We start from the raw sequence: 21,780 nt of genomic DNA, 5'->3' as shown, positions 1-21,780 counted from the left end.
CCGTGCAACCGCGCCCCGTCGAACGCCAGGTCATTGACATCACGGCATCCGAACTGTCGCAATATGCAGGGGACTTGTTGCGCGGGGGCCATCGCATCGCCCTGGTCGCGGCTCACCACGATGACGCGTCGGCTGCCGGAGACAGGACCCTCCGCGTGGTGTATCTCTTCCTCTCCTCCGGCCCTCCGGACACCCGCACGGAACTCCACGTACGCCTCGATCCCGACCGGCCCGAGCTGCCCACCCTGGCCCATCTTTCGTTCCCCGCCGGCCGGTTCGAGCGCGAGATGCGCGACCTGTACGGCGTCGTCCCCCTCGGCCACCCGCTGCCACGGCGCCTCGTGCGCCACTTCCACTGGCCCAAGGGCTGGTACCCCATGCGGCCCGACGCCGGCCCGCCCCCGCCCTTCGCTGAACAGGAGGGCCCCTATCCCTTCCTGGCAGTCGAGGGCGACGGCGTCTACGAGATCCCGGTCGGCCCCGTCCATGCCGGCCTTATCGAACCAGGCCACTTCCGCTTCTCCGTCGTCGGCGAGACCATCCTCAAACTCAAGGCCCGCCTCTGGTTCGTCCACAAAGGCATCGAGAAACTCTTCCACGGCCGCACACCCGAGCACGGCCTGCCACTGGCCGAACGCATCAGCGGCGACACCGCCGTCGGCCACGCCCTCGCCTACTGCCTCGCTGTCGAGGAGGCCACCGGCACCCACGTCCCCGCCGACGCCCAGCGCGCCCGCGCTCTCCTCCTGGAACTGGAACGCCTCCACAACCACGTCGCCGACCTCGGCGCGCTCTGCAACGACGTCGGCCACTCCATCCTCAACGCCCACACCCAACGCATCCGCGAACAACTCCTTCGCCTCAACGACGAGATCACCGGCCATCGCCTGCTGCGCGGCGGCGTCCTCCCCGGCGGCGCCGTGCTCCGTACTGTCCCCGACCCGGTCCGCATGCGGGACGTACGCGACGACATCCGGCAGATCGCCGACCTGGCACTGGGCCACCCCACCGTCCGCGACCGCTTCACCGGCACCGCCCGCCTGCCCCGCGAGGCCGCCCGCGACCTGGGGTGCCTGGGCTATGTCGCCCGTGCCAGCGGCCTCGCCGCGGACGCCCGCATCGCCCACCCTTTCACGCCGTACGACCATCCGCCGACAGTCCCCTGCCACACCAGCGGTGACGTGCTCGCCCGCTTCCTCGTACGCGCCGAGGAGATCGACGCCTCCATCGCCCTGACCATCCACCTTGCCGACGGCCTTCGCCCCGGTGCTGTCTGCACATGGCCGCCCCTCCCGGCCCCACGGGCTGCCGGCTCCGGCGTCGGCATCGTCGAGGGCTGGCGCGGCACCATCACCACCCGCGTCGAACTTGCCGCCGACCAGACCCTCACGCGGGTCAAGCCCGTGGACCCGTCCTTCTTCAACTGGCCCGCCCTGCCCGTCGCCCTTCGCGACACGATCGTCCCCGACTTCCCCCTGACCAATAAGAGCTTCAACCTCTCCTACGCGGGCAACGATCTATGACGCAAACGTGCGGACCAGCCGATAGCCCGTGACGATGTCGGGGCTGATTCTCACGACCTCATCCCTCGCACCGTCGACGGCGCCGTCGATCCAGAGGGGCAACAGGGTGCGATAGCGGGCGAGTTGCGCGGGGTCACGCACGAGGGTCGCTGTGCCTGTGACGCCCACGCTCCATCCGGTGCCCGTCACCGGATCGAGCTCGTCGGCCTCGTACGCCACCACTCCCGTCACCGAGACACGTCCCACCACACAAGCGCCCTCATGGGCACGGAACACCACGCAGCCGTCGAGGACGATGTGGCTGACCAGACGGATGGCGGGCAGCGCATGAAGCGAGAAAGCCACCCGGCCCACGGGCACACCGGCCAGCAGCGCCAACGACTCCTCGCGGGAGAGCTCGCCCCGGTGCGCGGGAGCAGGGGGTGTGGCGGTCATGAGGATTTCCCGGGGGCGGGTATTGTGCTGCGGCGCGTGTACTTCGGCGCCCAAAGAACGTCGGTGGAGACGCCCCGGCTGCGGGCGTAAGCGACCAGGTGGGCCGTGGGGTCCAGGTCGCCGGCGGGCGAGCCGTCCCAGACTGCGAGCAGCGTGGCGCAGGAAGCGATGAGGCGCTCGTCGGCGACCAGACACGCGGCGCGGTCGGCTGGGGCGTAAGTCAGGAGCCGTACGTGTGTGGCGAGGAAAAGCAACTCCCCAGCTGCTGCCCGATCCTGTTGGGGGAGTGGCGCGGGGACCGACTCCTGGGCGGGCATGACGGCCACCACCGGTACACCCGCCTTCCGCGCCGTACGCCCGGCTGCCAACGGCAGCCCCCGCCCGGCCCGGACCACGACGATCGCCCCCGGTGGCGCGAGCCGTTTCACCCTGCCGACCAGCTCGTCCTGCAGCAGCTTCAGCGTCTGCGCGGTGAGATCCGTACGCCCGGCAACGGCGATCACCGTCGGCTGCCTCCCTCGTCGACTGTCATCGGCTGACTCCTCACCGCCCCGAATCGGCAACCATCGCTTCACCTCACTTCTGCGCGTGCGAGCCCAGATAGAACAGCAGCGCCAGGAAGCCGAGCAGGAGATGGCTCCCGGCGATATAGATGAACACCCGCCAGGACGCGCCCCGTTCCTTCCGCTCCTCCGACATCCCGCCGCCGAAGGACGGCTGGTGTGCGGACGGCTCGCGGGCGGGCTGATGGTTGCTGTGGTCGTCAGTCATGTCTGCTCTTCCGGTGTTGCGGAAAATCGGGGGCCGGTGGTCCGGTGACGGGCCGTATCCCGACGGGCACCCCCGTACGACCGGCCCACTCGACCAGCATGGTGATCTCGTCGAGGCTCGCCTCATGCGAGGGATGGTCGCCGCCGTCGGTGTGCAGGTACGTGATCTCAAAGCGCATGGACGCCAGTGCTCTTTCCGTCGGGGCCATGGCTCAACGGGCATAGGCTTCGGCGCGGGCGTCGCCTCCGGGAATCACGAAGCGGGCCAGCACACTCTTGCCGTGGCCGGCCCAGTCGGGCTCCACGTTGAGGGTGCCGTCGTACCGGGACGCCACCTCGGCCACCATCCGCAGGCCCCCACCCGGCGCCGCCGCCTCCACATCCGGGACCCGGGGATCCCGGTCGGCCACTCCGATCACCAATTGGCCCGCCGCCACCGTGACCGAGACATCCGCCGTGGGCGACTGCTCAGCGGCATGCCGCAGCACATTCACCACCAGCTCACTCACCACCAACAGTGCCGCGTCGACGAGGGACGACCGCGGGGCGAAACCGAACTCTGCCAGCGTCGCGGCCACCTCCTGCCGGGCGAGCCGCACCGCACCGGGCCCGACGCGGACCGTGCACACATGCCGCCGCACCGTGGGCAGGACGTGCTCGCGGGCGGCGGCCGGAGGGCCCTGCCGCCGCCATGGCAGAGACCAGCCCTTGGGCGTCACGATGCCCTTCCCATCGTGAACTCACTACCGCGCAGCTGGACCAGCAGGTCCTCCTGCCCGGCCAGCAGCTCCACGAGAATCCGGCGGGCGGCCCTCAGCAGCTCCGCCACCTCCACGCCCGCCAGCTCATACACCACGGTCGAACCCTCGCGGGTGGAGGTCACGATCCCGGCCCGGCGCAGCACCGCCAGCTGCTGCGAGAGGCTGGACGGCTCGACCTCGATCGCCGCCAGCAGATCCCGCACCGGCCTCGGCCCCTCCTGCAGCAGCTCCAGTACACGGATACGCACCGGATGCGCGAGCAGCCGGAAGAACTCCGCCTTCGTCTGGTACAGCGGAATCTGCGCGGCGATCACGACTCGCCCCGGCTCTCTGGCTCTGATCCGGCGTCCGGATCGACGCCGCTGCTCCGGGCCAGCCGCAGCGCGTCGTCCAGCTCGTCCTCCGCCAAGGACACCAAGTACGCGTCCTCGGCCTCCCGCGCTGCGGCGGCCGCGGCCCGCGCCACTCGCACCCGCTCCCGCATCACCTCGGCGAATCCGCCCACCCTGACCTCCGCACGTTGATCTGATTTCCCTCTATGGCAACTAGCGAATTGCGAAACTCTGCAAGTCTAGGTCACGATGCGATGTCGACACGACAGCGGTGACCGCCCGATGATGCCGCGCGCCGTGATGAGCCGTGACGAGCACGGCGCCCAGTTGCGCGGTTGTGGCGGCGTCCGCGGCGGCGGGACACTGGAGGTGTCAGGCGATGAGGCTCGCCGTAACCGCGCCTCAAGGGCGTTGATGGGCTCTGCGTGTCCAGTGGAACCGCTGTCACGGGAGGTGGCTGCCATGGTCGGGATCACCGTAGCGGTGGAGGCGACCGCCGGGTCAGCCATCGGCCGGGAGGACCCCTGGCCGGGTCCGCTGCCCGGTTCTGCGGACGGGCCGCCCGTCGGGGGCGGATGGCCGGTGGGCAGGGGATGCGTGCCGGACACGCTCGGCGAGGGCGCCCGCCCGGTCGAGGCCCTGGTGCTGATGCGGGACCCGGCCGTGCCCGGCGCCGCAGTGCCGGCCCGGCCGGTCGCGGTGCTCCATCTGGCCGCACAGGGGAATCCGGAGGACGAAGTGCTGTGCGTGGCCGGGGACCCGTGCTTCGCTGACCTGGCGGATACACGGGACCTACCGCGTTGGCACGCTGGCCCCGACGCGTGGGCGGCCGTGCTGGCCAGGCTCTCACCGCAACCCGCCTACGAGGTGACCGGCTGCGGATCCCGCGAGGAGGCCGAGCAGCTGGTCGCGGATGCCCGTCACACCTACGAGCGGCTCACCGGATCCCTGGAATGAACGGCGGTATGCCGGTGCTGATCGCCGATCGGTCGCCGACGGACGAACTGGTGCTCCGGATCGTCGATGCCCGCTCTGGCCAGGCTGTCGAGATCGCGCCCGGGCGCCGCAGTCCGCTGCGGGTCTGTGTCCACGTGCCGGGCCTGGGCGGTCTCTCCGATCTGCGCGTGCTGGTGGTGGCCGATGTGCTGGGGCGCACGGCGGAGCTGCTGGGCGGGCAGGTGTTCACCGGGCTCACAGCCCGCGGCCGGTCCGAGGGGTGGTGGCAGGCGCTCGCGCGGCGGGCGTCCGCGCTCGGCATTCACCCCGCCGTGGCATACGGCGATCCCCAAGAGGTTGGGGAGGCGCTGGGCGGCCCGGTGGACATTCATGTGACCGGTCCCATGAAGAGGGAGGGGGCAGGGCGGCCGGCGGACGTGGTGGATGGGATCCGCCTTGCGGTCGACGCGGAAAGCCCACCGGACCGCTCGGAGTACACCGATGATCCCGGGGCCGCCGCATCTGATTCCGTGACAGCCGTATCCGACCCGCTCGCGGTTCGCCTCGCCCTGCTCACCCGCGCCCACCACACCCCCGTCGACCTCACGCCCAAGGCGCTCGCTGCCGCAGACGAGCGGCTCGTGCGCTGGCGCAGCGCAGTGGCCGACTGGGCGAGGGCACCGTCCAAACCCATGTGCGCCGACATCCTGCGCCAAGCCCTCACCGGACTGGAGGAAGACCTTCATACCCCGGCCGTACTGGAGGCCCTGAGCCACCTTGAGAGCCAAGCCCACATCCCCTACGGCGCCAAGTTCGAGACCTTCGTCTACCTCGACCGGGTACTCGGGCTGGATTTCGCCGACGAGGTGGGCCGCAGCAACTCACAGGATCCGCCGCTGTGACGGAGCAGAACAGCCGACAGCTGATCCTCCTTCGTCACGCCAAGTCGGCCTGGCCCGAGGCGGACGACCATGACCGACCGCTCGCCCCACGCGGCCGCCGGGACGCCCCGGCGGCCGGCCGCTGGCTGCGCGATGCCGACTACCTTCCCAATCTCGTCGTCTGCTCCACAGCCTCCCGCGCACGCCAGACCTGGGCCCTGGCCGCCGGGTACCTCGGCTGCGCACCGCAGGTGATCAATGACCCGCGGATCTACGACGGCGACGTCCCGGCCCTGCTCGTCGTCGTACGCGAAACCCCGGAGCCGGTGCGGACGCTGCTGCTGGTCGGGCACAATCCGGGCCTCCAGGAGCTGACGCTACGACTTGCCGGCGAAGCGGCCGGCGACGCGCTGCGCCGGGCACAGGAGAAGTTCCCAACGTCGGCGATCGCGGTGCTGACCTGGCAAGGACCTTGGTCCCAACTCGTGCCGGGCGCCGCCCGACTGGCCGAGTTCGCCGTGCCCCGCGGGAAGCCCCCATCGTCCTGATGGGCTCGGCGGGAAAGCTCACAGCCATGCGGGCTGCCGCTCCGGCTGGGTCTGCTGCTGACGTTCTAGCTAGGAGCGTGCCTCAGTACCGGCAACCGGACCGCGTCTCGTGATCTTTCGTACGGGATGATCTCGGTATGTGCGGTGAGGATGGGCTGTTCGAGGTCGAGGCGGTCGAGGCGAAACGACGGCAGGCCGTCCGGCGGCGGTGGACAAGACCTTCCCCACCCCCGGACACCTGACGGGCAGGACCCGCCAGTCAGAGAGGCGGTGCGATCCAGGTGAAGGCATCCGCAAGGGTGACGACGGTACCGCCCGTGGTGGTGACAGCTACGTCGACAGTTCCGGCGGGACCGGCAGGCGAGACCGCGACGATCGTCGTGTCGTTCACCACAGTGAAGTTGGCCGCGATGCCTCCGAACGTCACACTCTGAGTGGTACCCAATTCGGTGCCGGTGATGGTGACGCTGGTTCCCCCTGAACTGGGCCCTTGATTCGGCGAGATCTGCATGATACCCCTTCGGAGTTCGTCTACCCATAATGTCCCACCGGAAGAGGACGGGAACTTATGAGGAGCGGCGACGATCATTTATGAGCCTTCTGCGAGACCGATCATTTCAATTGAATCAACGGGCAAGAAATAACGAAAGGTGGAACAAGAGTGAAACGGGGAGCACTTGTCGAAATTGACGCTGAGCACAGTACCGGCGTGCGCTCCCGTGGTACCACAAGAGCGCACGCCTCCCGCGACCAAGACTGGGCGATTGCAACCGATTCTCGATCCCCCAGTTGCAGGCGAAGGATCTTCGCGAGGCGCTCTGGGGAAGCCTGTTGGCTGGTCAGGTCGGTGACGACGTAGACAGTCTCACGGCTGCGCTGCCGGTCTTGGTGTCGGTGCCGTGGCGGACGATGCGGGCGACGTGAGCGGCGTGGGGAAAGTCCACACCGAGTCGGTAACGGTCAGCACCTTGATCACGCAAGTCTCGGTGGCCGCGGTCGTAGAAGACGGCCGTCACTTCGCTCCAGGGCAGCGTGTGGAACCGCTGGTAGAGCGTCTTCTGGTTGCGTTTTGACGGTGAAAGCCTTCTTCTCCTCGACTAGCTAGCTAGGGAGACCAGCAACGCCTTGATATGTCGATGAGTTGGCCCCACGGCGGGGTGAGCTTGTTCCGCTTTGACGGACACCATCGGTGTGGTGGTCAGGCTGCGAGTGCGGTCTTGCATTCGGCGGGACTGCGGTAGCCGAGGCTGCTGTGCAGTCGGTGCAAGTTGTACCAGCCCTCGATGAAGTCGAAGATCGCGGTGCGGGCGACGGCGCGGCTGGGCCAGGTGCTCGTGCCGAGCAACTCCCGTTTGATTGTGGCGAAGAACGACTCGGCGAGTGCGTTGTCCCAGCACTGCCCGGTGCGACCGACGGACAGACGGACGCCGAACTCCGTTGCCAGGGTGGCGAATTGCTAACTGGTGTACTGGCAGACGCGATCCGAGTGAAAGATCGCCGGCCGGGTGGGACGACGCCGGCGGCAGGCGGACCTGAGAGCGTCTGCGACCAGTTCGGTCCGCAGGTGGTCGGCGGTGGACCAGCCGACCACGCGGCGGGATGCAATGTCGATGACGGTGGCCAGATAGAGCCAGCCTTCTTCGGTGGGGACGTAGGTGATGTCACCGCACCAGCGGGTGTCGAGGCCGTCCGGGTCAGGCGCGAAGTCCCGGATGATGAGGCCTGGCCGGGCAGCGGCCCGCGGGTCAGGGATCGTCGTCAGCCGTCGTCGCTTGCGGTGCCGGCCCTGCAGCCCGGCGTTGCGCATCAGTCTGGCGATGCGGCGGCGGCCGCAGTCCTCGCCCTGCCGTTGCAGGACGGCGTGGACCCGCGGAGCCCCGTAGGTTGCGCGGGACCGCTCGTGGACTTCGGCAATCTTCTCGGTCAGCTCGGCATCGCGGACCGCCCGCGGACCGGGCCTGCCGCTGCGGCGGGCGTAGAAGGCGGCTCGGGAGACCTGCAGCAGTTCACACGCGCGCTTGACGTTGTGACCGTCTCGCTTCTCCGCCTCGATGAACGGGTGCACCGTCACCGGGTCTCCTTCGCGAAGAAGGCCGTGGCCCGCTTGAGGATCCCCACGTCCTCCCGCAGCCGACGGTTCTCCCGCCGCAACGCGGCCAACTCCTCACGTTCGCTGCTTGTCAACCCGTCGCGCTCGTCCGCTTCGACCTCGGCCTGGCTGGCCCATAGCCGCACCGCGGTCTCGGTCAGGTCCCGTCTACTCGGGAACCCCGTCGATCTTCCTGGCGTGCAACGACACCGACAACCTCCCCAAACACAACGTCGGCCTTCACGACCACAACGGGTCGCGAAGGCCGACGTCACGTTCAGCCCCCAGGATTCGCCAACAGTGTCGCTGCAATGCCGGGGCCGCGCAGGCGGCACTGATCAAGCTGAGCAGGGCCGCCATCAGGCAACCGCCCGGTCCCGCCGTGCCCTGTGACCAACCTACGCTCGTTTGTACTCCTTGTACTTGTCGCCCAGCAGGTGCTTCAGGTCCTGTTTCAGCGCGGCCACCACCTGGGGCGGCGGAGTTTCCGGGCCTTGACCCGCGATCGTGGCGAACCACTCCGCCAGCACGCCCCCTGCGCTGGGTTGGTGGGGTGTCAGGCAGGGCCACTCGGGAGTGCAAATCGGATCGCCCGGGTCAGCCCCGAGTTCCTCGAACTTCGAGGAGGGGTAGGTCAGATGGACCCTCCACCCTCCCGGGATTCGCTTGGCGCTGTAGACGCGTATGCCGTCGCGCTCTGCGAGCCGCTGTAAGGCGTAGGAAGACACGCCGACCATGATGGCACCGGCACACGATCCAGCTGAAGGTTTTGAGCCGACCTGAACTCCCCCTGCCCTGCGGACAGTAGGAGACGCGACCGCCCGCGATCCGCAGTTCCGCAAACCGCCTGCGCGGCAGACGATTTCCTGCTACCGATCACGCCACCAACCAGCACGAGGACCCCCACGACCGGTCACACCAGCCCCGTGACCAGCAACTTCAAGATGAAACGATCTCAATGCGGGCACGCCAGGGGGCAATCCTTGACCGCGAACATCTTGTGGGTGGCACAATTATCCAGGTGCAGGTGTATTTCGGGGCCCTTTGGAGCCTGTAGGTGACTGGCCGGACGCGCCATATGCACCATGTTGATGCTGCATCAGCTTGATGGGCATACGGGGCTGACTGACTGGCCCGACAGATACGCCGCGCGTTCCTGCGGAGTGAGGTCACGGTTGACGGCCTGGCAGATTTTCTGGATCGCTGCGGCAGGTCGAGGGAGGACGACGTCCCAGAGCCGCGCGGTGTGGTCGTCGCTGCCGGTGGCAAGGGTGTGCCCGTCGGGGCTGAACGCCACCGAGTCCACGTCGTCGGTGTGGCCGGTCAGGGTGGTGCGTTTCTTTCCGGTGGCCACGTCCCACAGCCGCACGGTGTTGTCGGCGCTGCCGGTGGCGAGGGTGCTCCCGTCGGGACTGAACGCCACCCACCACACCTCGGCGGTGTGGCCGGTCAGGGTGGCACGGGTCCCGCTGGTAGCCATGTCCCACAGCCGCGCGGTGTGGTCGGTGCTGCCGGTGGCGAGGGTGTGCCCGTCGGGGCTGAACGCCACCGAGCCCACCGGTCCAGCATGGCCGGTCAGGGTGGTGCGTTCCTTACCGCTCGCCACATCCCACAATCGCACGACGTCGTCGGTGCTGCCGGTGGCGACGGTGTGCCCGTCGGGGCTGAACGCCACCGAGCTCACCGCATCGGTGTGGCCTGTCAGGGTGGTGCGTTTCTTTCCGGTGGCCACGTCCCACAGCCGCACGGTAGCGTCGCGGCTGCCGGTGGCGAGGGTGTGCCCGTCGGGGCTGAACGCTACCGAGTACACCGTATCGGTGTGGCCTGTCAGGGTGGTGCGTTTCTTGCCGGTGGCCGCGTCCCACAGTCGCACGGTGTGGTCGGCACTGCTGGTGGCGAGGGTGCGCCCGTCGGGACTGAACGCCACCGAGTACACCGTATCGGTGTGGCCTGTCAGGGTGGTGCGCTTCTTGCCGGTGGCCGCATCCCACAGTCGCACGGCGCCGTTGTCGCTGCCGGCGGCGAGGGCGCGCCCGTCGGGACTGAACGCCACCGCGTCCACCGCGTTGGTGTGGTCCGTCAGGGTGGTGCGGTTCTTGCCGGCCACGTCCCACAGCCGCACCGACTTGTCTTTGCTGCCGGTGGCGAGGGTGTGCCCGTCATGGCTGAACGCTACCGAGTACACCGTATCGGTGTGGCCTGTCAGGGTGGTGCGTTTTTTGCCGGTGGCTACGTCCCACAGCTGCGTGGTGTTGTCGGCGCTGCCGGTGGCGAGGGTGTGCCCGTCGGGGCTGAACGCTACCGAGTACACCGCATCGGTGTGGCCTGTCAGGGTGGTGCGTTTCTTTCCGGTGGCTACGTCCCACAGCTGCGTGGTGCCGTCGTCGTTTCCGGTGGCGAGGGTGTGCCCGTCAGGGCTGAACGCTACCGAGTACACCGCATCGGTGTGGCCTGTCAGGGTGGTGCGTTTCTTTCCGGTGGCTACGTCCCACAGCTGCGTGGTGCCGTCGTCGTTTCCGGTGGCGAGGGTGTGCCCGTCAGGGCTGAACGCCACCGAGTCCACCATTCCAGTGTGGCCGGTCAGGGGAGTGTGTTTCTTGCCGTCGGCCACGTCCAACAACTGCCAGGAGTCGTCGGTGCTGCCGGTGGCGAGGGTTCGCCCGTCAGGGCCGAACGCCACCGAGTTCCGCCAGTCCGCGTGGTCGGTCAGGGCGGTGCGGTCCTTGCCGGTGGCCATGTCTTGCAGCCGCACCGTGCCGTCGTCGCTGCCGGTGGCGAGGGTGTGCCCGTCGGGGCTGAACGCTACCGAGTCCACTGCGTTGGTGTGGCCGGTCAGGACGGTCCGTCTCTTGCCGGTGGCCATATCCCACAGCCGGACAGAGTGGTCGTCGCTGCCGGTGGCGAGGGTGCGCCCGTCAGGACTGAACGCCACCGACTCCACCGTGCCGGTGTGGCCGGACAGGTGCCGCTGCAGCGGGAGGGCTGCGGCGTTTTGCAGGCTTTCGACGGATTCGGGGGTGGGGCTGGTGCGATATGCCTGGATGGCCAGCAGCGAAGCAAGATCGGGACTTGCACTGATAAGCGTGCCGGACTGGGCGGCAAGCTGACGCGACAAGGCTTCTTGACGTTGGCCGACGGCTGTCCGCCACTGCCAGAGAGCTCCTCCAGCGGCGAGGAGCGCGACAACGAGCAGGCTGGCCAGGATCATGTTGAGGTGCCTGCTGCGTCGGATGACGGCCTGTTGGTGCTGCTGGCTCGTGGTGAGGAAGGCTGCGATGTCGCCCGGTAGGCGGCGTTGTTGTGACCATTCGAGGCCCTCTGCAAGTGCTGTTCCCCCGAGGAGGTCCCCAGGGTCGGTCCCTTGAGCCCAGCGTGCGCGCCGTTCACGGGTGCGGTCGAGCCATTCCTGGAAACGGTGGTCCTGGCTGACCCACTCGCGCAGCATGCCCCAGTCCCGGATGAGGGCGTCATGGATCAGTTCGGCCACCGGCTGCCCGGCAGGGGTGTCGGGGCGTCCAGGAGTGCGGGGTGTGTGGGTAGTGATGATGCGATGGCGAGTGAGGGCAGCCAGCACCTCGTCGGTGGCACTGTCGCCGTTAGGCACGGCGTCGGGGTCGGCTGCCAGGTCGCGCAGGTCTTGCAGGGAGACCTGCTCGCGGATGGCGGGAATGTGGTGGCGGGGGTCAGCGGGGCGCACCAGGGAAGTCAGAATCCGCTGTGCGATGGGTAGGTGCTCGGGGGGCAGGTGGTTGAGGGCGGTGTCGCACCAGGTCGTCAGGCTGCCGGTGACTCCGCCAATGCGCCGGTAGGCGTCATGGGTGAGATATCCGTCCTGGCGCCTTTGCCAAAGCTGGCTGAGTGTCAGCTCCAGCAGAGGCAGCACGGTGACGGGTGCCTGGCCGGATGCGGCCCCATCGGGTGTGATGGCTAGGACATCGCTGATGATTTGCTCAGGCAGCCCGTGCTCGAAGTGAGCTCCCATGTCCTGGGCGGGCAGGGTGATGATGTCGTGCAGATCGCGCTGGCTCAGCGCACCTGGCACGTTGAGGAGTCCTGGGATCGCCGCCTCCAACATTCGGGCCAGAGCCGCCAGTTGGGGGTAGAAGTCGTCACGCATGATCAGGATCACGCTGAGCTCGACGTGGGAGTTGACCGCGGTGGTGATCTGGTCCGTGGCGGCCAAGCGGCGCTCGCGTTTCGGGCCGGTGGTGGGCTGGGTGAGGAGCTCTTCGAACTGATCAATGATCAGGATGACACGCTGGTAGGAGGGTTCGGCCGCAAGTTTGCGAGTGACGGCTGCGGTGATCCCCTCCGTGGTGGCCCCGGATAGCCCAGCGCGCTCGAGTTCGGCCAGCAGGTCCTGCCTCGGTCGGGCGAGCACAGGCAACCACCGGTCGCTGCCCGGCAGTTCACCTGCGGCCAGCGCAGGCAGGACACCTGCTTCGACCAGGGAGGACTTGCCTGAACCGGAAGGCCCCAGCAGCAGCGTCAGCCGCTGCTGCTGGGCAAGGTTCGCCAGCACCTGCCGCACTGCGTCTTCCCGGCCTTCGAACCACTGGGCCTGCTCTGCGGTGAACGGCTCCAGTCCCCGGTAGGGGCACACCTCCTGCTCGACCAGTTCGGGCCAGACCTCCCGCAGTACCTGCGTAGGCGTGACATAGGCAATGCCTTGCCCCCTTTCGTGCTCATCCGGGGCGGTGATCTCGGTGAGCATGCCGATGACCAGGCCCGTCACCTCGTCGACAACCGGCCCGCCACTGAACCCGGTGGTCAGGTCGTTGGCGGAAGTCAACTGCAGATGTGTACCCCTGCTATCGGTGGCCGGCAGCAGATCGCCGGTCACCCCGAAGCCGAAGTGCCCGCCAGGCGGGGCCTGAGCGGGGAACCCGAACGAGCGCACCTGATGCCCCCGGCAGCCTGCCGCAGAGCCCAACGGCAATCCCTCCATTCCCGCTGCAGTACTGCTCAGGCGCACAATGGCCACGTCGTCGTCCTCGGGGGAACGCCACGGCTCCTCCAGGACATGTCCCTCAACCTGGGGCGCACCAGCCACGTGGGGGAAAGCCAGCTGCACGCTTTCACCGGGCCCGGCCCCGGCCCCACGCACGACATGCGCACAGGTGACCAGAACGTCCTCGGAGAGCAGAAAGCCCGCCCCAACCACCTCATCATTTGGCCCAAGGATCTGGCTCACGCCGTAAAGAAATCCCGACGCATGGTCACTTTCCGGGCCTCTGCCAGCTATCTCCACCGGATCAGTCCAAACCCTCGTCTGTGCCCGGATGGCCGGGACGATTCCTCTTCCACATCATGGTTACCTTTAAGTGGCAATTGGCGCCGCTCTTGGTGATCACGGCCCCGGCCTCGACCGCCAGATCGATACCGAACTCGACCGCGATCTCGTCAGGGCCGGCCTTGCGCAGTTGGTCGAGTGTGGCGCGCGCCGCCGCCGTGACCGGCTCCAGAGCCCCCTGCAGACTCCCCGGCAGGTCATGAATGGCATCACTGACGCGACCGGCCTTCACCGGCCCCTCCAACGCAGTCGGAGCCTCGACCAGAATGCAGCCCCCGCCACCCAATGGAATCCGAGCCAGCGCTGCCAAAACTCCTCCTTCGCTCGTTCGTGCTCGTTGCAGGCGCTGACGAGCTGGGTGCCGTCCACCAGCGGATGCGATCGATGGCCGCGGATGGCCCCTACGGAGTCCCAGCCAGCATCAACGAATCTGGCATATGCCGCACCTTGGGATGGGCTGTACGAATGAGATGCTCTGACCTGCGCCTCGTTGGAGATGAGATGCGGCTCCTTGTCCGGCATCTTGGTCGTGTGTCTGGTCGAGGGCGCCTGCTTCCTTGGCCAGGTACGTCATGACGTCTTTCCTTGGGCCGTCCTGGCCGCGCCGGACGAAAGTCGCTGCCCGGGCGGAGCTTGGATGATCGCGCCATATACCGGGGCGTCTGGCCTTCGATGACCCGCTGGCGGCGGGGTGGCGGGGCCGAGCGGAATCTCCCCGGATTCTCCCCAGGGCACAGACGGACGGTGGTGTACGCCGTTGCGTGAGAGCGGGTCGCTCCCGGGGATCGTCCAAGGAGACAATCTCGGGAACACCACGGGCTGCTCGGTGAGGGGCTGCCCCGGCCGCGCGTACCAGAGGGCGCCGAGACCGCCGGCGCCGTCCTACCCGAAGACTCGGCAGGCGCTGCCGTCGGGCTCGGGATTGCCGGTCCAGTGGTGCAGCCAGTCGGTGGTCTCCTGAACGGAGTCGAAGGCGTCGCATGGCTCGAAGTCGATGCCCTCGCCTTCGTCGCCGTAGTCGAACTCCACTCGGGCCATATCGGCTAGGGCGGGATGAAAGCGGCGGTCGTCACCGGTCGTCTCGGTCATCTTCGCAGGCTACGTAGCTGCTGCGAGGAAGCTGGCCGCGTACGTCTCAGGGGCCTCGCGTTCTGGTGCATCGAGGAACTGCAACTGATTCTGGGCAAGTTGTGGTGGCTTCTCACCCGTGAGTGAGACGCCCGCGAGCATCCGGCCCAGCAGGCCGAAGGAGCGTCTAGCACGCCACGCGCGCAGCTGCTCGCGAGTGGAACTGACGAGGTATCACTCACCTCCACCTGCCTCCTGCAGCGCCTGCATCGGTGTGGGCGGAGCAGTCGGTCATGAGCATCGTCCGACTTCACGCGGCGGGACGACGGCGGCGCCGTGAGCGATTTCGGAAGCCGAACAAAGTGGCCCCAAGGCGAGCACCATCAACGCTAAATGCAGGGCGGTTGTACTGTGTGGTGCGACAACTGGCATCGGGTCTCGACCTCGGACGTCTGCGGAGGTCTGGACCACGGCGTGCCGCATGACCCCTGGGAGTCGGCTCGTTTCCCGGCGTGGCGCCGCCGATGCTGACTTTGTGCTGACTTGCTGACCTTGAAATGCCCCTGACCTGCAACGATGTCGTGCCGTACCTCTTCGGCTTCCATTGGTACCGGGTTTGGGGCAACGTTGGTGGTGTAGCGGGTTGGCCAGCATCTTTGCAGCTCAGAGGTGGTGCAGAGCAGATCGGCGCATGTGCATGTGTCGTCACCTGTCACCACCTCTGGCAGGACGCATGCTGACTCAACGCTGACTTTGCTAACGCTTCGTCAGCTAAATCTGATGACGTGTCACTTCGATGGCCCTGTGCCTTGAATCGGGGAGCGGGCCGCCTCGGAGGCCCCGTGCGGTTGAGAGGGCTCGATTTCAGCAGTTGACGCCGATGTAAACGCCTTCCCTGAGGGATTGTTCGGTGTCGGGGAAATACCGTCTGAGGCACGATGGCTGAGGATGACGTGCTGGGGTGGCGCAACAGAAGCGTCGTGCTGGCGGAGGGGCTTATGTGCCCATCTCGATCGTGGTCCCGCTCTCAATGGGGATGGCGGTAGCGATTAGTGGACGGCGGGAACCGTCGGGCGACGAGGCTGGATACCGCTGGACTTGCAGGTGGTCTGCGGCGGTCTCCGAGGTGACATTGCCGAACGGATCCTCCCCGCGCCGACGTCATTGACGTCGGTCCCACCTCCGGCGCACCGCTCCCGTAGCCCGGCCACTCCCGCGACTTGAGTGCAGCGGCGAGGCGGGGCATGCGTCGAGTCGGATGCGAGTCATCGGTCTTTTCTCGATGACGCGTCATGTGGAGTGCGTTTCCGTCCTTGAACCTGCCGCAAAGGGCTTAAGACTTGCGGTTTTTGGCTTGTGCGGCACGTGCGTTGTGGGCGATGCGCGCCAGCAAATATCGAAGAGGTAGGCCCTAGCTGGGATGGCGCGCCGTGGACACGGCCCGTCGCGCATCATTCAGCCTTGGGGTGACCTGTGGCTTCGCGCCTTGATCCCCTAACACCACTTGGCGGGACACCATCCGTGAAGAGGCAAGACCGCCCAGACCCAGGCCATGCTGCACAAGGCGCACGCCGCCGGGGTCCGCGCGAGCTTCTTCACCGGCGACGAGGTCTACGGCGCCAAGGCCCTGCGGACCACCTGCCGCCGGCTCAGCCTCGGCTACGCGGTCGCGGTCCGCACCAGCCACCACGTCACCCTGACCTCGGGAGCCAAGCTGTCCGCCACCAAGGCGAGAGCCCTGCTCCCGACGCCGAGCCGGGTCCGCTCACTCCTCGACGTACAGGAATTCCGGTCCGTAGGTCTTCCCGCTGCCGTCGGGCAGCTCCTGCTGCACGAGGGACTTCGCCTTCGGGCTCATGGCGAACATATGGCCGACCGCCTTGCTCACCTCGCTCTTGCCCTCGGCCGGGTCGTCCGTCCGCCAGGCCCGGTCCAGGGCTCGCAGCATCGCGCTGAACTCGGTGTTGAACTCACCGAGCGTCTTCTGGATCTCGGCCGAGGGCGCGTTCAGCTCGTCGTTGGCCCAACCGCCCTGGGGGACCCTCCCCATCGGGTAGGCCGCAGGCATGGGGACGTCGTCGCCCTTGAATTCCCAGACGTCCGGGGACTCGGAGGTCTTGATCAGCTTCTTGCCGTGGAAAATCTCCCGGAACACGTAGAAGTGCGCCAGCTCGCCCGGCTTTCCGGGGAAGGGGTTCTGGGGGGAGGCGGAGGTGCCTTCGCCCTGCTCCTTGATGACCTCGATGGCGGCCCGGACCTTCTCGATGGTGTCGAGCGGGAGGATGTTGTTGCCCTCGCCGTGGTGCGCCAGGGAGTACTCGATCTGCCGGGTGCCCTTGATCAGGTGCTGGTGCACCTCGAAGGCATCCTCGATCGTGGTGTAGAAAGCCCCGATCGTGGTGAAGGTCTCGAACTGCGCGACCGGTTTGTCCGGTCGCTCGATCTCCGAGAACATCTCGACGGAGTCCTTGTTCAGGCCCTCCAGGAAGACGGTCAGCTCGGGCCGCACGCCGCCGGGCAGCGGGCCTTCGTACTTCGGGACGACCTTGGGGTCGGCGATGACCGGAGTCCCGCCGATGGTGGTGAGCATGTTGCACACCAGCCCCATGTGGGTCATCTCGTCGAAGATGATCTCGCGGATGTCGTTGTAGACCGTCTGGCCGGGCTGCTTGATCGACCACATGGCACTGGCGTAGGGGCCGATGGTCGCGAGCTCGACCATGACTGCCTGTTGCAGGGAGTTCTTCAGCCACTCCGCGTCGCGGTCCGCGGGGAGGACTCCCATCAGCTCGACGATGGCGTTGCTCTCGTATTCGAGGACCTGGGTCATGGCGTGCCCTTCTGAAATTACGCATACGGACCGAATGCACATATGCCATGCCATCCACTCGATGGCCGATGGTGGAAATCTACTGGTCCCTCCCGGTACGGCAGGTCATTTGTCTGAGAACTCAGGGGATTGTTCATCCGATTGAGGGCGTGGCGCTGATGGTCACCTCATTCGATCATCGAATCGCGACCGTGATTCCCGGCCTGCCTCTGACACGGCAGCTGCAGCACGGCCGCTCCAAGATCGATGATCTTGCTTAAAACGCCATCTCATTTGGCGAGTCTGCGGTAGCAGATGAGGGTGCAGGCGATGCTGGTGAAGGCCAGGAAGTGCTCGGCTTTGCGCTCGTAGCGACGGTGCAGTCTGGCCCCGGCAATCGCGGTCACTGCCACGCTGGCGATCAGTAGCCGGACGAACACCGATGTGTAGTCAGCGGGGTCCGCGGAACGCTGAAAGAAATAATTGAAGACTGAAAAGAGAGCGCTGCAGAGTGCCATCGCCACGTAACTGCCAGAACGGCGAGGGTCACTGTACAGACGCAGCGGCATCAACGGATGCGCAGTCCGTGCCTGAATGATCAGAAAGACGACGAGCAGTCCGATCGCTGCAGGGATCGAAGTGAGGACGGCTGTATCGGCCCAGCCATCGCGAAAGGCGCGGGAAAGCCCGAGTGCCAAGGCGAGCATGCCGCCGACTCCGGTGATCGCTCCCCACACATCCAGCCGCCCGCGCTGTCGCCCCGCCTCGACCAGGCCCCAGGTGCCGGCCAGGACAACGAGACCGAGGGGGACATTCATGAGGAGCGGCAGCCGCCAGTTCACACGGCCGTTGCGCATGATTCCGCTGAGCAATAGGCCGCTCGTAGTTCCTGTTACGGCCACGGCCGCGAAGACGCCCAGCGCGGTGGTGCGCCGTGCCAGCGAATCTTGAGCGCGTGCCACCGTGCTTTGACGCATGCGAGTTCGTGTCACCGAATCCTGAGCACGTGGATCACTGGGAAACTGTGGCGGTTGGTGGGGTCCATCGGCGGGTGCGAGGTGGCGTGGACGAGACGCCGTAGTCCTTCTTGAGGTGTTCGGGGATGGCGTAGTGCATGACGCGTCCGCGGGTGAGGGAGGACAGTTCGAGGACGCTGGTGAGGTGGCCGAGGCGGTCCAGGGCCCAGGCGCCGAGCGGGGAGCGGTCCTCGATGGTCTCCAGGGCGCCGAGGAGGTGGGGGACGGCCTTGACGACGGTGTCCCAGGGGGTGCGGGGTACCTTCAGCCAGTCGGCGCAGGTGTCGCCGACGAGGTGGCGGATGAGTGCGGAGACGATCGGGTCGAAGAGGGTGCCGGGCACGATCTCCTCGTAGAGGTCGATCAACTGCCGGGTCAGGTGCGCGCCTTCCTCGGACGGACCCATGTGCCGGATCATGTACAGATCGAGGAACTGGCGGGCCTCGTCGAGGGTCTTGGGGACGGCGTCCTGGTTGACGCCGAGCATGGCGCCGACCACGCGCCACACGTAGTAATAGGCGTCCGCCCCCTCCGTGGACATGTGGATGCCGAGGCGGTGCAGGCTGTCCAGGACGAGCAGCGAGAAGAACATCTGCCCGCCGATCATGTCCTCCTGACAGATCGGCACCCCCAACGCTCCGGCGTCCCAGCGGTTCTCGCGCGTGAGGTGGTGGCGGATGGAGGCGTGCAGCAGGCGGACCTTCTGCGCGGCCGGGATGAAGCGGCTGCCGGCCTCAAAGGCGCCGGGCTGCATCAGGTAGACGGTGAATTGGCCGGTCTCCGCCATACGTTTGGACGGGTATTTCAGACCGTGCGTCGCCGACAGCAGCTTCGCCACGTGCGGGACGACGTAACAGGCGGGCATAGAGGCAAAGGACAGCGCGGTGGAGATGTGCACGTTGTTGTCGATGAAGAACATCCGGGCCTTCTCCATCTCCCCCCAGTCCACCCAGGCCGGCGGGGCGCTCGTGGCCTCCAGGTACTCCCGGGCAATGTCGGGCAGCCCGTCCGGAAGGGGAGCGCCGACGGTGGAGACGTACCGCATCAGGGTGTTGAACTTGCCCACCTCCCCGCGCTCGAAGAGGGCGGCGACCGTGGCGTCGGCGAGTTCGTCGCCGTCCTGCCGTAGGGCGTTCATCGATGCCTCGGTGTAGGGCATGGCAGGGCTCCTTGTCTCCATCAGGAACGGCGGACCGCTGCCGAGTGCGCCAGGGCGGTGAGCGCGGCGGCGGCGGGCGCGGGCAGAGTCAGCTCGTCGAGAGCGCAGAGGGCCTCCTCGACCCGCGCGGTGATCATGTTCTCGATGCGGTCGGGCGCCTTCAGTCGGCGCATCACCTCGCGTACGGCCTCCAGACCGTCCCCGTCCGGGTCGCGTTGGCCGAGCAGGGCGCGCAGCCGCTCGCGCTCGTTGTCCCCGGCGAGCCGCCAGGTCTCCGCGAGCAGGGCGGTGGGCCGATGGCCACGCACGTCGTCGGCGCCGGACTTGCCGGTGAGCTCCGGATCTCCGAACACGCCGAGCAGGTCGTCCCTCAGCTGGAACGCCTCGCCCAGCGGCAGCCCGTACGCGGAGTATCCCTCGCGCATCCGCTCGCCGGCCCCGGCCAGGGTGCCACCGATCAACAGGGGCTGCTCGACGGTGTACTTGGCGGTCTTGTAGCGGATGACCTTCAGCGATGCCGCCGTGTCCGGGGCGGCACCGGTGTGAAGGATCTCCAGGCACTCGCCCGCGATCAGGTCCCGGGCGAGCGCCGCCCACAGTGGGCGGGCCCGGCCGAGGTAGGCGGCGGGCAGGCCGCTGGTGACGAACAACTGCCCGGCGAGCGACATCAGCAGATCGCCGACCAGCATCGCCAGCGACCGGGCGGCCGCAGCGGCCCGCGGGTGGTGCTCCACGGCGCCGCGCAGGGCCACGTGTGCGGTGGGCCGTCCGTGCCGCAGCGGGCTGTCGTCGATGAGGTCGTCGTGCACGACCGCGGCCGCGTGCACCAGCTCCATGGAGGCCGCCGCCCGCACCAGCGCGTCGCTGTCCGGCTGCCCCACCGCGCGCCAGCCCCAGTAGCAGAACGCCGCCCGCAGCCGTTTGCCGTCCGCGACCGCTGCCTCCACTTGTCCCGCCACCGGGTTCAAGGCCGGGGCGATCGCCGACAGCTGGTCGGTCTCCCGGGCGACGAAACGCTGGAGCACCTCATCGACGCGCGCCTTGAACGCGGTCGGCTCCCACCGCTCAGACGCCATCGTCGGCCCGTCGGGCCAGCACGTGCTGGGCGAGAACCTCCAGGTGGGCCGGGGGTGCGGACGCATACCGGTCGAGCACGAGGCGCCCGCGCGCCACCAGATCCTGCTCGGCCTCCGCTGCAAGCTCGGCGGCGTCCGAACGCCTCAACAGCCCCCGCACGGCCCCGAAAGCCGAACCCAGCGTGCTCACCGCCAGATCCGCCAGCCCCGCCGCCAGCAGCATCGCCTGCCCGTCCAGGCCCTCGCGGGCTCCCGTATCTCGCGTCATGCCATCCCCCACCCACAGCGCGTCCGAGCGGCGTCGTCCCGCGCCGCTCTTCCCAGCGTCGCGCCAGACAGGGCACCAGAGCATAAAAACTCACCAACGAGTGATCACATCGCTCGAATGTATGACGGACTGTTGTCGCGGCCCGTCGTCGGCCGTTACGAGATCGACGCCATGAACCTCGACCTCGTCACCGACGGCACCCGCCTCACCCTGGCGGTCGACACCAAGCCGGCGATCCGTGAGGCATCGGACGAGGAGATGCCCCCGGGCTACCCGGCCGCGGCTATCGGCTTCCTTCCCGGCGACGGCGACGAGTACATCGTCACCTGGTCGCCGCCTTCTGTGCCGAGAGGCCGGCGCACGCGTCGCGTGTGTCTTCCTGCTGCGGCGGCAGTGGCAGATGTTGCCTGCGGGCCCGTTGGCGGAAAATGGCGGGCTATCTTGGCGTGTTGGTCACGCATGATTGCGCTGCGGTCACGCACCGGCAACAGTTGGCAAGGCTCGATGCCGGGCATGTGAGGCTCCTGCATCTTAAAGGCGAGTATTTGGGCTGTTTTCCCTTCTGCTGTGGTTCGGAAGCTGAGGCTCTGTGGCCGTACGTGTGGGTGAGATCCGGGAAATCCTTGAGCAGGCAGCGCCGTGGGGAGTGGTCAAGATCCCGGCATCTGTGCCGGGTGACCACGCGCCCGACGCGGGCCTGGTGTTTCGTGGCGACGCGCTGCGGGTTGATGGTGCGGAGGGCGATGCGAGGGTGTTGTGGGTCGCCGGGCTGGCCGCCACCACCGCTTCTACGTCCCCGGTGCCGGTACGCATAGC

The 21,780-nt window shown here is 67.6% G+C and carries 23 protein-coding genes, 2 pseudogenes and 1 riboswitch; of the genes and pseudogenes, 5 read left to right on the top strand and 20 right to left on the bottom strand.

What is annotated here, in order from left to right:
* Window positions 1-2 precede the first annotated feature (2 nt).
* Window positions 3-1,523, top strand: coding sequence for a hydrogenase large subunit (locus tag KI385_RS06810; protein ID WP_281066801.1), 1,521 nt, complete (start codon window positions 3-5; stop codon window positions 1,521-1,523).
* Here KI385_RS06810 and KI385_RS06805 read toward each other — a convergent pair.
* The 7 genes from KI385_RS06805 to KI385_RS06775 all read right to left on the bottom strand — a co-directional run bounded on the left by KI385_RS06805 (window position 1,518) and on the right by KI385_RS06775 (window position 3,994).
* Window positions 1,518-1,958, bottom strand: a complete 441-nt coding sequence (locus KI385_RS06805; protein ID WP_238571309.1) for a pyridoxamine 5'-phosphate oxidase family protein — start codon at window positions 1,956-1,958, stop codon at window positions 1,518-1,520. The two genes, KI385_RS06810 and KI385_RS06805, sit on opposite strands and share 6 nt — an antisense overlap.
* Window positions 1,955-2,461, bottom strand: a complete 507-nt coding sequence (locus tag KI385_RS06800; RefSeq protein WP_238571308.1) for a hypothetical protein — start codon at window positions 2,459-2,461, stop codon at window positions 1,955-1,957. The genes KI385_RS06805 and KI385_RS06800 overlap by 4 nt, the downstream gene beginning before the upstream one ends.
* Before the next feature lie 73 nt (window positions 2,462-2,534).
* The gene (locus KI385_RS06795) at window positions 2,535-2,729 is read right to left on the bottom strand and encodes a DUF6126 family protein (protein ID WP_238571307.1); all 195 of its coding nucleotides are present in this window, start codon (window positions 2,727-2,729) and stop codon (window positions 2,535-2,537) included.
* A complete protein-coding gene (locus KI385_RS06790) occupies window positions 2,722-2,907 on the bottom strand; it encodes a hypothetical protein (RefSeq protein ID WP_238571306.1) in 186 nt (61 codons plus the stop codon). The genes KI385_RS06795 and KI385_RS06790 overlap by 8 nt, the downstream gene beginning before the upstream one ends.
* Before the next feature lie 33 nt (window positions 2,908-2,940).
* The gene (locus tag KI385_RS06785; RefSeq protein ID WP_238571305.1) at window positions 2,941-3,447 is read right to left on the bottom strand and encodes an ATP-binding protein; all 507 of its coding nucleotides are present in this window, start codon (window positions 3,445-3,447) and stop codon (window positions 2,941-2,943) included.
* Complete coding sequence (locus KI385_RS06780) at window positions 3,444-3,803, bottom strand: ArsR/SmtB family transcription factor (RefSeq protein WP_238571304.1); 360 nt, start codon at window positions 3,801-3,803, stop codon at window positions 3,444-3,446. The genes KI385_RS06785 and KI385_RS06780 overlap by 4 nt, the downstream gene beginning before the upstream one ends.
* Window positions 3,800-3,994: a hypothetical protein gene (locus KI385_RS06775; protein WP_238571302.1), complete on the bottom strand. Its 195-nt coding sequence runs from the start codon at window positions 3,992-3,994 to the stop codon at window positions 3,800-3,802. The genes KI385_RS06780 and KI385_RS06775 overlap by 4 nt, the downstream gene beginning before the upstream one ends.
* A gap of 193 nt (window positions 3,995-4,187) precedes the next feature.
* A riboswitch (Fluoride riboswitch) is annotated at window positions 4,188-4,252 on the top strand.
* A gap of 31 nt (window positions 4,253-4,283) precedes the next feature.
* Here KI385_RS06775 and KI385_RS06770 point away from each other — a divergent pair.
* From KI385_RS06770 to KI385_RS06760, 3 genes are read left to right on the top strand one after another with little or no spacing between them, the layout of a single operon-like run.
* Complete coding sequence (locus tag KI385_RS06770; RefSeq protein WP_238571301.1) at window positions 4,284-4,778, top strand: inorganic diphosphatase; 495 nt, start codon at window positions 4,284-4,286, stop codon at window positions 4,776-4,778.
* Between the two features lie 8 nt (window positions 4,779-4,786).
* Window positions 4,787-5,659, top strand: coding sequence for a cysteine--tRNA ligase (locus KI385_RS06765; protein ID WP_238571300.1), 873 nt, complete (start codon window positions 4,787-4,789; stop codon window positions 5,657-5,659).
* Window positions 5,656-6,186 (top strand): SixA phosphatase family protein, encoded by a 531-nt coding sequence (locus tag KI385_RS06760; protein WP_238571299.1) that lies wholly within the window; start codon window positions 5,656-5,658, stop codon window positions 6,184-6,186. The genes KI385_RS06765 and KI385_RS06760 overlap by 4 nt, the downstream gene beginning before the upstream one ends.
* Before the next feature lie 259 nt (window positions 6,187-6,445).
* Here KI385_RS06760 and KI385_RS06755 read toward each other — a convergent pair whose 3' ends face one another.
* The 13 genes and pseudogenes from KI385_RS06755 to KI385_RS06695 all read right to left on the bottom strand — a co-directional run bounded on the left by KI385_RS06755 (window position 6,446) and on the right by KI385_RS06695 (window position 20,964).
* On the bottom strand, window positions 6,446-6,697 hold the full coding sequence (locus KI385_RS06755; protein WP_238571298.1) for an IPT/TIG domain-containing protein: 252 nt from the start codon (window positions 6,695-6,697) through the stop codon (window positions 6,446-6,448).
* Window positions 6,698-7,384: 687 nt separating this feature from the next.
* The gene (locus tag KI385_RS06750; RefSeq protein WP_238577591.1) at window positions 7,385-7,606 is read right to left on the bottom strand and encodes an integrase core domain-containing protein; all 222 of its coding nucleotides are present in this window, start codon (window positions 7,604-7,606) and stop codon (window positions 7,385-7,387) included.
* 36 nt (window positions 7,607-7,642) lie between these two features.
* Window positions 7,643-8,257 carry an IS3 family transposase gene (locus KI385_RS06745; RefSeq protein WP_238571297.1) on the bottom strand — a complete coding sequence of 205 codons (615 nt, stop codon included), beginning with the start codon at window positions 8,255-8,257 and terminating at the stop codon, window positions 7,643-7,645.
* The gene (locus tag KI385_RS06740) at window positions 8,254-8,421 is read right to left on the bottom strand and encodes a hypothetical protein (RefSeq protein WP_238571296.1); all 168 of its coding nucleotides are present in this window, start codon (window positions 8,419-8,421) and stop codon (window positions 8,254-8,256) included. Before KI385_RS06740 ends, KI385_RS06745 begins: the two co-directional genes overlap by 4 nt.
* Before the next feature lie 252 nt (window positions 8,422-8,673).
* On the bottom strand, window positions 8,674-9,003 hold the full coding sequence (locus KI385_RS06735) for a hypothetical protein (RefSeq protein WP_238571295.1): 330 nt from the start codon (window positions 9,001-9,003) through the stop codon (window positions 8,674-8,676).
* Between the two features lie 371 nt (window positions 9,004-9,374).
* Window positions 9,375-13,469 (bottom strand): nSTAND1 domain-containing NTPase, encoded by a 4,095-nt coding sequence (locus tag KI385_RS06730; RefSeq protein ID WP_425356877.1) that lies wholly within the window; start codon window positions 13,467-13,469, stop codon window positions 9,375-9,377.
* A 61-nt stretch (window positions 13,470-13,530) separates the two neighbouring features.
* A complete protein-coding gene (locus KI385_RS06725) occupies window positions 13,531-13,878 on the bottom strand; it encodes a CU044_2847 family protein (protein WP_238571294.1) in 348 nt (115 codons plus the stop codon).
* 497 nt (window positions 13,879-14,375) lie between these two features.
* A pseudogene (locus KI385_RS06720) lies at window positions 14,376-14,657 on the bottom strand (SMI1/KNR4 family protein); the annotation flags it as partial.
* A gap of 1,744 nt (window positions 14,658-16,401) precedes the next feature.
* Window positions 16,402-17,466 carry a ferritin-like domain-containing protein gene (locus KI385_RS06715; RefSeq protein WP_238571293.1) on the bottom strand — a complete coding sequence of 355 codons (1,065 nt, stop codon included), beginning with the start codon at window positions 17,464-17,466 and terminating at the stop codon, window positions 16,402-16,404.
* A 269-nt stretch (window positions 17,467-17,735) separates the two neighbouring features.
* Window positions 17,736-17,831 (bottom strand): annotated as a pseudogene (locus KI385_RS44540) (IS5/IS1182 family transposase); the annotation flags it as partial.
* A 625-nt stretch (window positions 17,832-18,456) separates the two neighbouring features.
* Window positions 18,457-19,620 (bottom strand): oxygenase MpaB family protein, encoded by a 1,164-nt coding sequence (locus tag KI385_RS06705; RefSeq protein WP_238571292.1) that lies wholly within the window; start codon window positions 19,618-19,620, stop codon window positions 18,457-18,459.
* A 20-nt stretch (window positions 19,621-19,640) separates the two neighbouring features.
* Window positions 19,641-20,696, bottom strand: coding sequence for a polyprenyl synthetase family protein (locus tag KI385_RS06700; protein ID WP_238571290.1), 1,056 nt, complete (start codon window positions 20,694-20,696; stop codon window positions 19,641-19,643).
* Window positions 20,686-20,964 carry a polyprenyl synthetase gene (locus KI385_RS06695; protein WP_238571289.1) on the bottom strand — a complete coding sequence of 93 codons (279 nt, stop codon included), beginning with the start codon at window positions 20,962-20,964 and terminating at the stop codon, window positions 20,686-20,688. Before KI385_RS06695 ends, KI385_RS06700 begins: the two co-directional genes overlap by 11 nt.
* A gap of 117 nt (window positions 20,965-21,081) precedes the next feature.
* Between KI385_RS06695 and KI385_RS06690 the strand changes: the two genes are divergently transcribed.
* Window positions 21,082-21,483, top strand: coding sequence for a hypothetical protein (locus tag KI385_RS06690; RefSeq protein ID WP_238571288.1), 402 nt, complete (start codon window positions 21,082-21,084; stop codon window positions 21,481-21,483).
* Window positions 21,484-21,780: the final 297 nt, after the last annotated feature.

Source organism: Streptomyces inhibens (genome assembly GCF_022221585.1).
In the GTDB taxonomy this organism is placed as follows: Bacteria; Actinomycetota; Actinomycetes; order Streptomycetales; family Streptomycetaceae; genus Streptomyces; species Streptomyces inhibens.
Note: the sequence above shows the minus strand (reverse complement) of the source record. Positions and strands in the feature narration are given on the sequence as shown.

Coding starts and splice junctions, on each gene's coding strand:
- KI385_RS06755 (WP_238571298.1), bottom strand. CDS start 6,697: ATGCAGATCTCGCCGAATCAAGGGCCCAGTTCAGGGGGAACCAGCGTC.
- KI385_RS06705 (WP_238571292.1), bottom strand. CDS start 19,620: ATGCCCTACACCGAGGCATCGATGAACGCCCTACGGCAGGACGGCGAC.
- KI385_RS06770 (WP_238571301.1), top strand. CDS start 4,284: ATGGTCGGGATCACCGTAGCGGTGGAGGCGACCGCCGGGTCAGCCATC.
- KI385_RS06795 (WP_238571307.1), bottom strand. CDS start 2,729: ATGACTGACGACCACAGCAACCATCAGCCCGCCCGCGAGCCGTCCGCA.
- KI385_RS06805 (WP_238571309.1), bottom strand. CDS start 1,958: ATGACCGCCACACCCCCTGCTCCCGCGCACCGGGGCGAGCTCTCCCGC.
- KI385_RS06695 (WP_238571289.1), bottom strand. CDS start 20,964: ATGACGCGAGATACGGGAGCCCGCGAGGGCCTGGACGGGCAGGCGATG.
- KI385_RS06790 (WP_238571306.1), bottom strand. CDS start 2,907: ATGCGCTTTGAGATCACGTACCTGCACACCGACGGCGGCGACCATCCC.
- KI385_RS06715 (WP_238571293.1), bottom strand. CDS start 17,466: ATGACCCAGGTCCTCGAATACGAGAGCAACGCCATCGTCGAGCTGATG.
- KI385_RS06700 (WP_238571290.1), bottom strand. CDS start 20,696: ATGGCGTCTGAGCGGTGGGAGCCGACCGCGTTCAAGGCGCGCGTCGAT.
- KI385_RS06690 (WP_238571288.1), top strand. CDS start 21,082: ATGTATGACGGACTGTTGTCGCGGCCCGTCGTCGGCCGTTACGAGATC.
- KI385_RS06765 (WP_238571300.1), top strand. CDS start 4,787: ATGCCGGTGCTGATCGCCGATCGGTCGCCGACGGACGAACTGGTGCTC.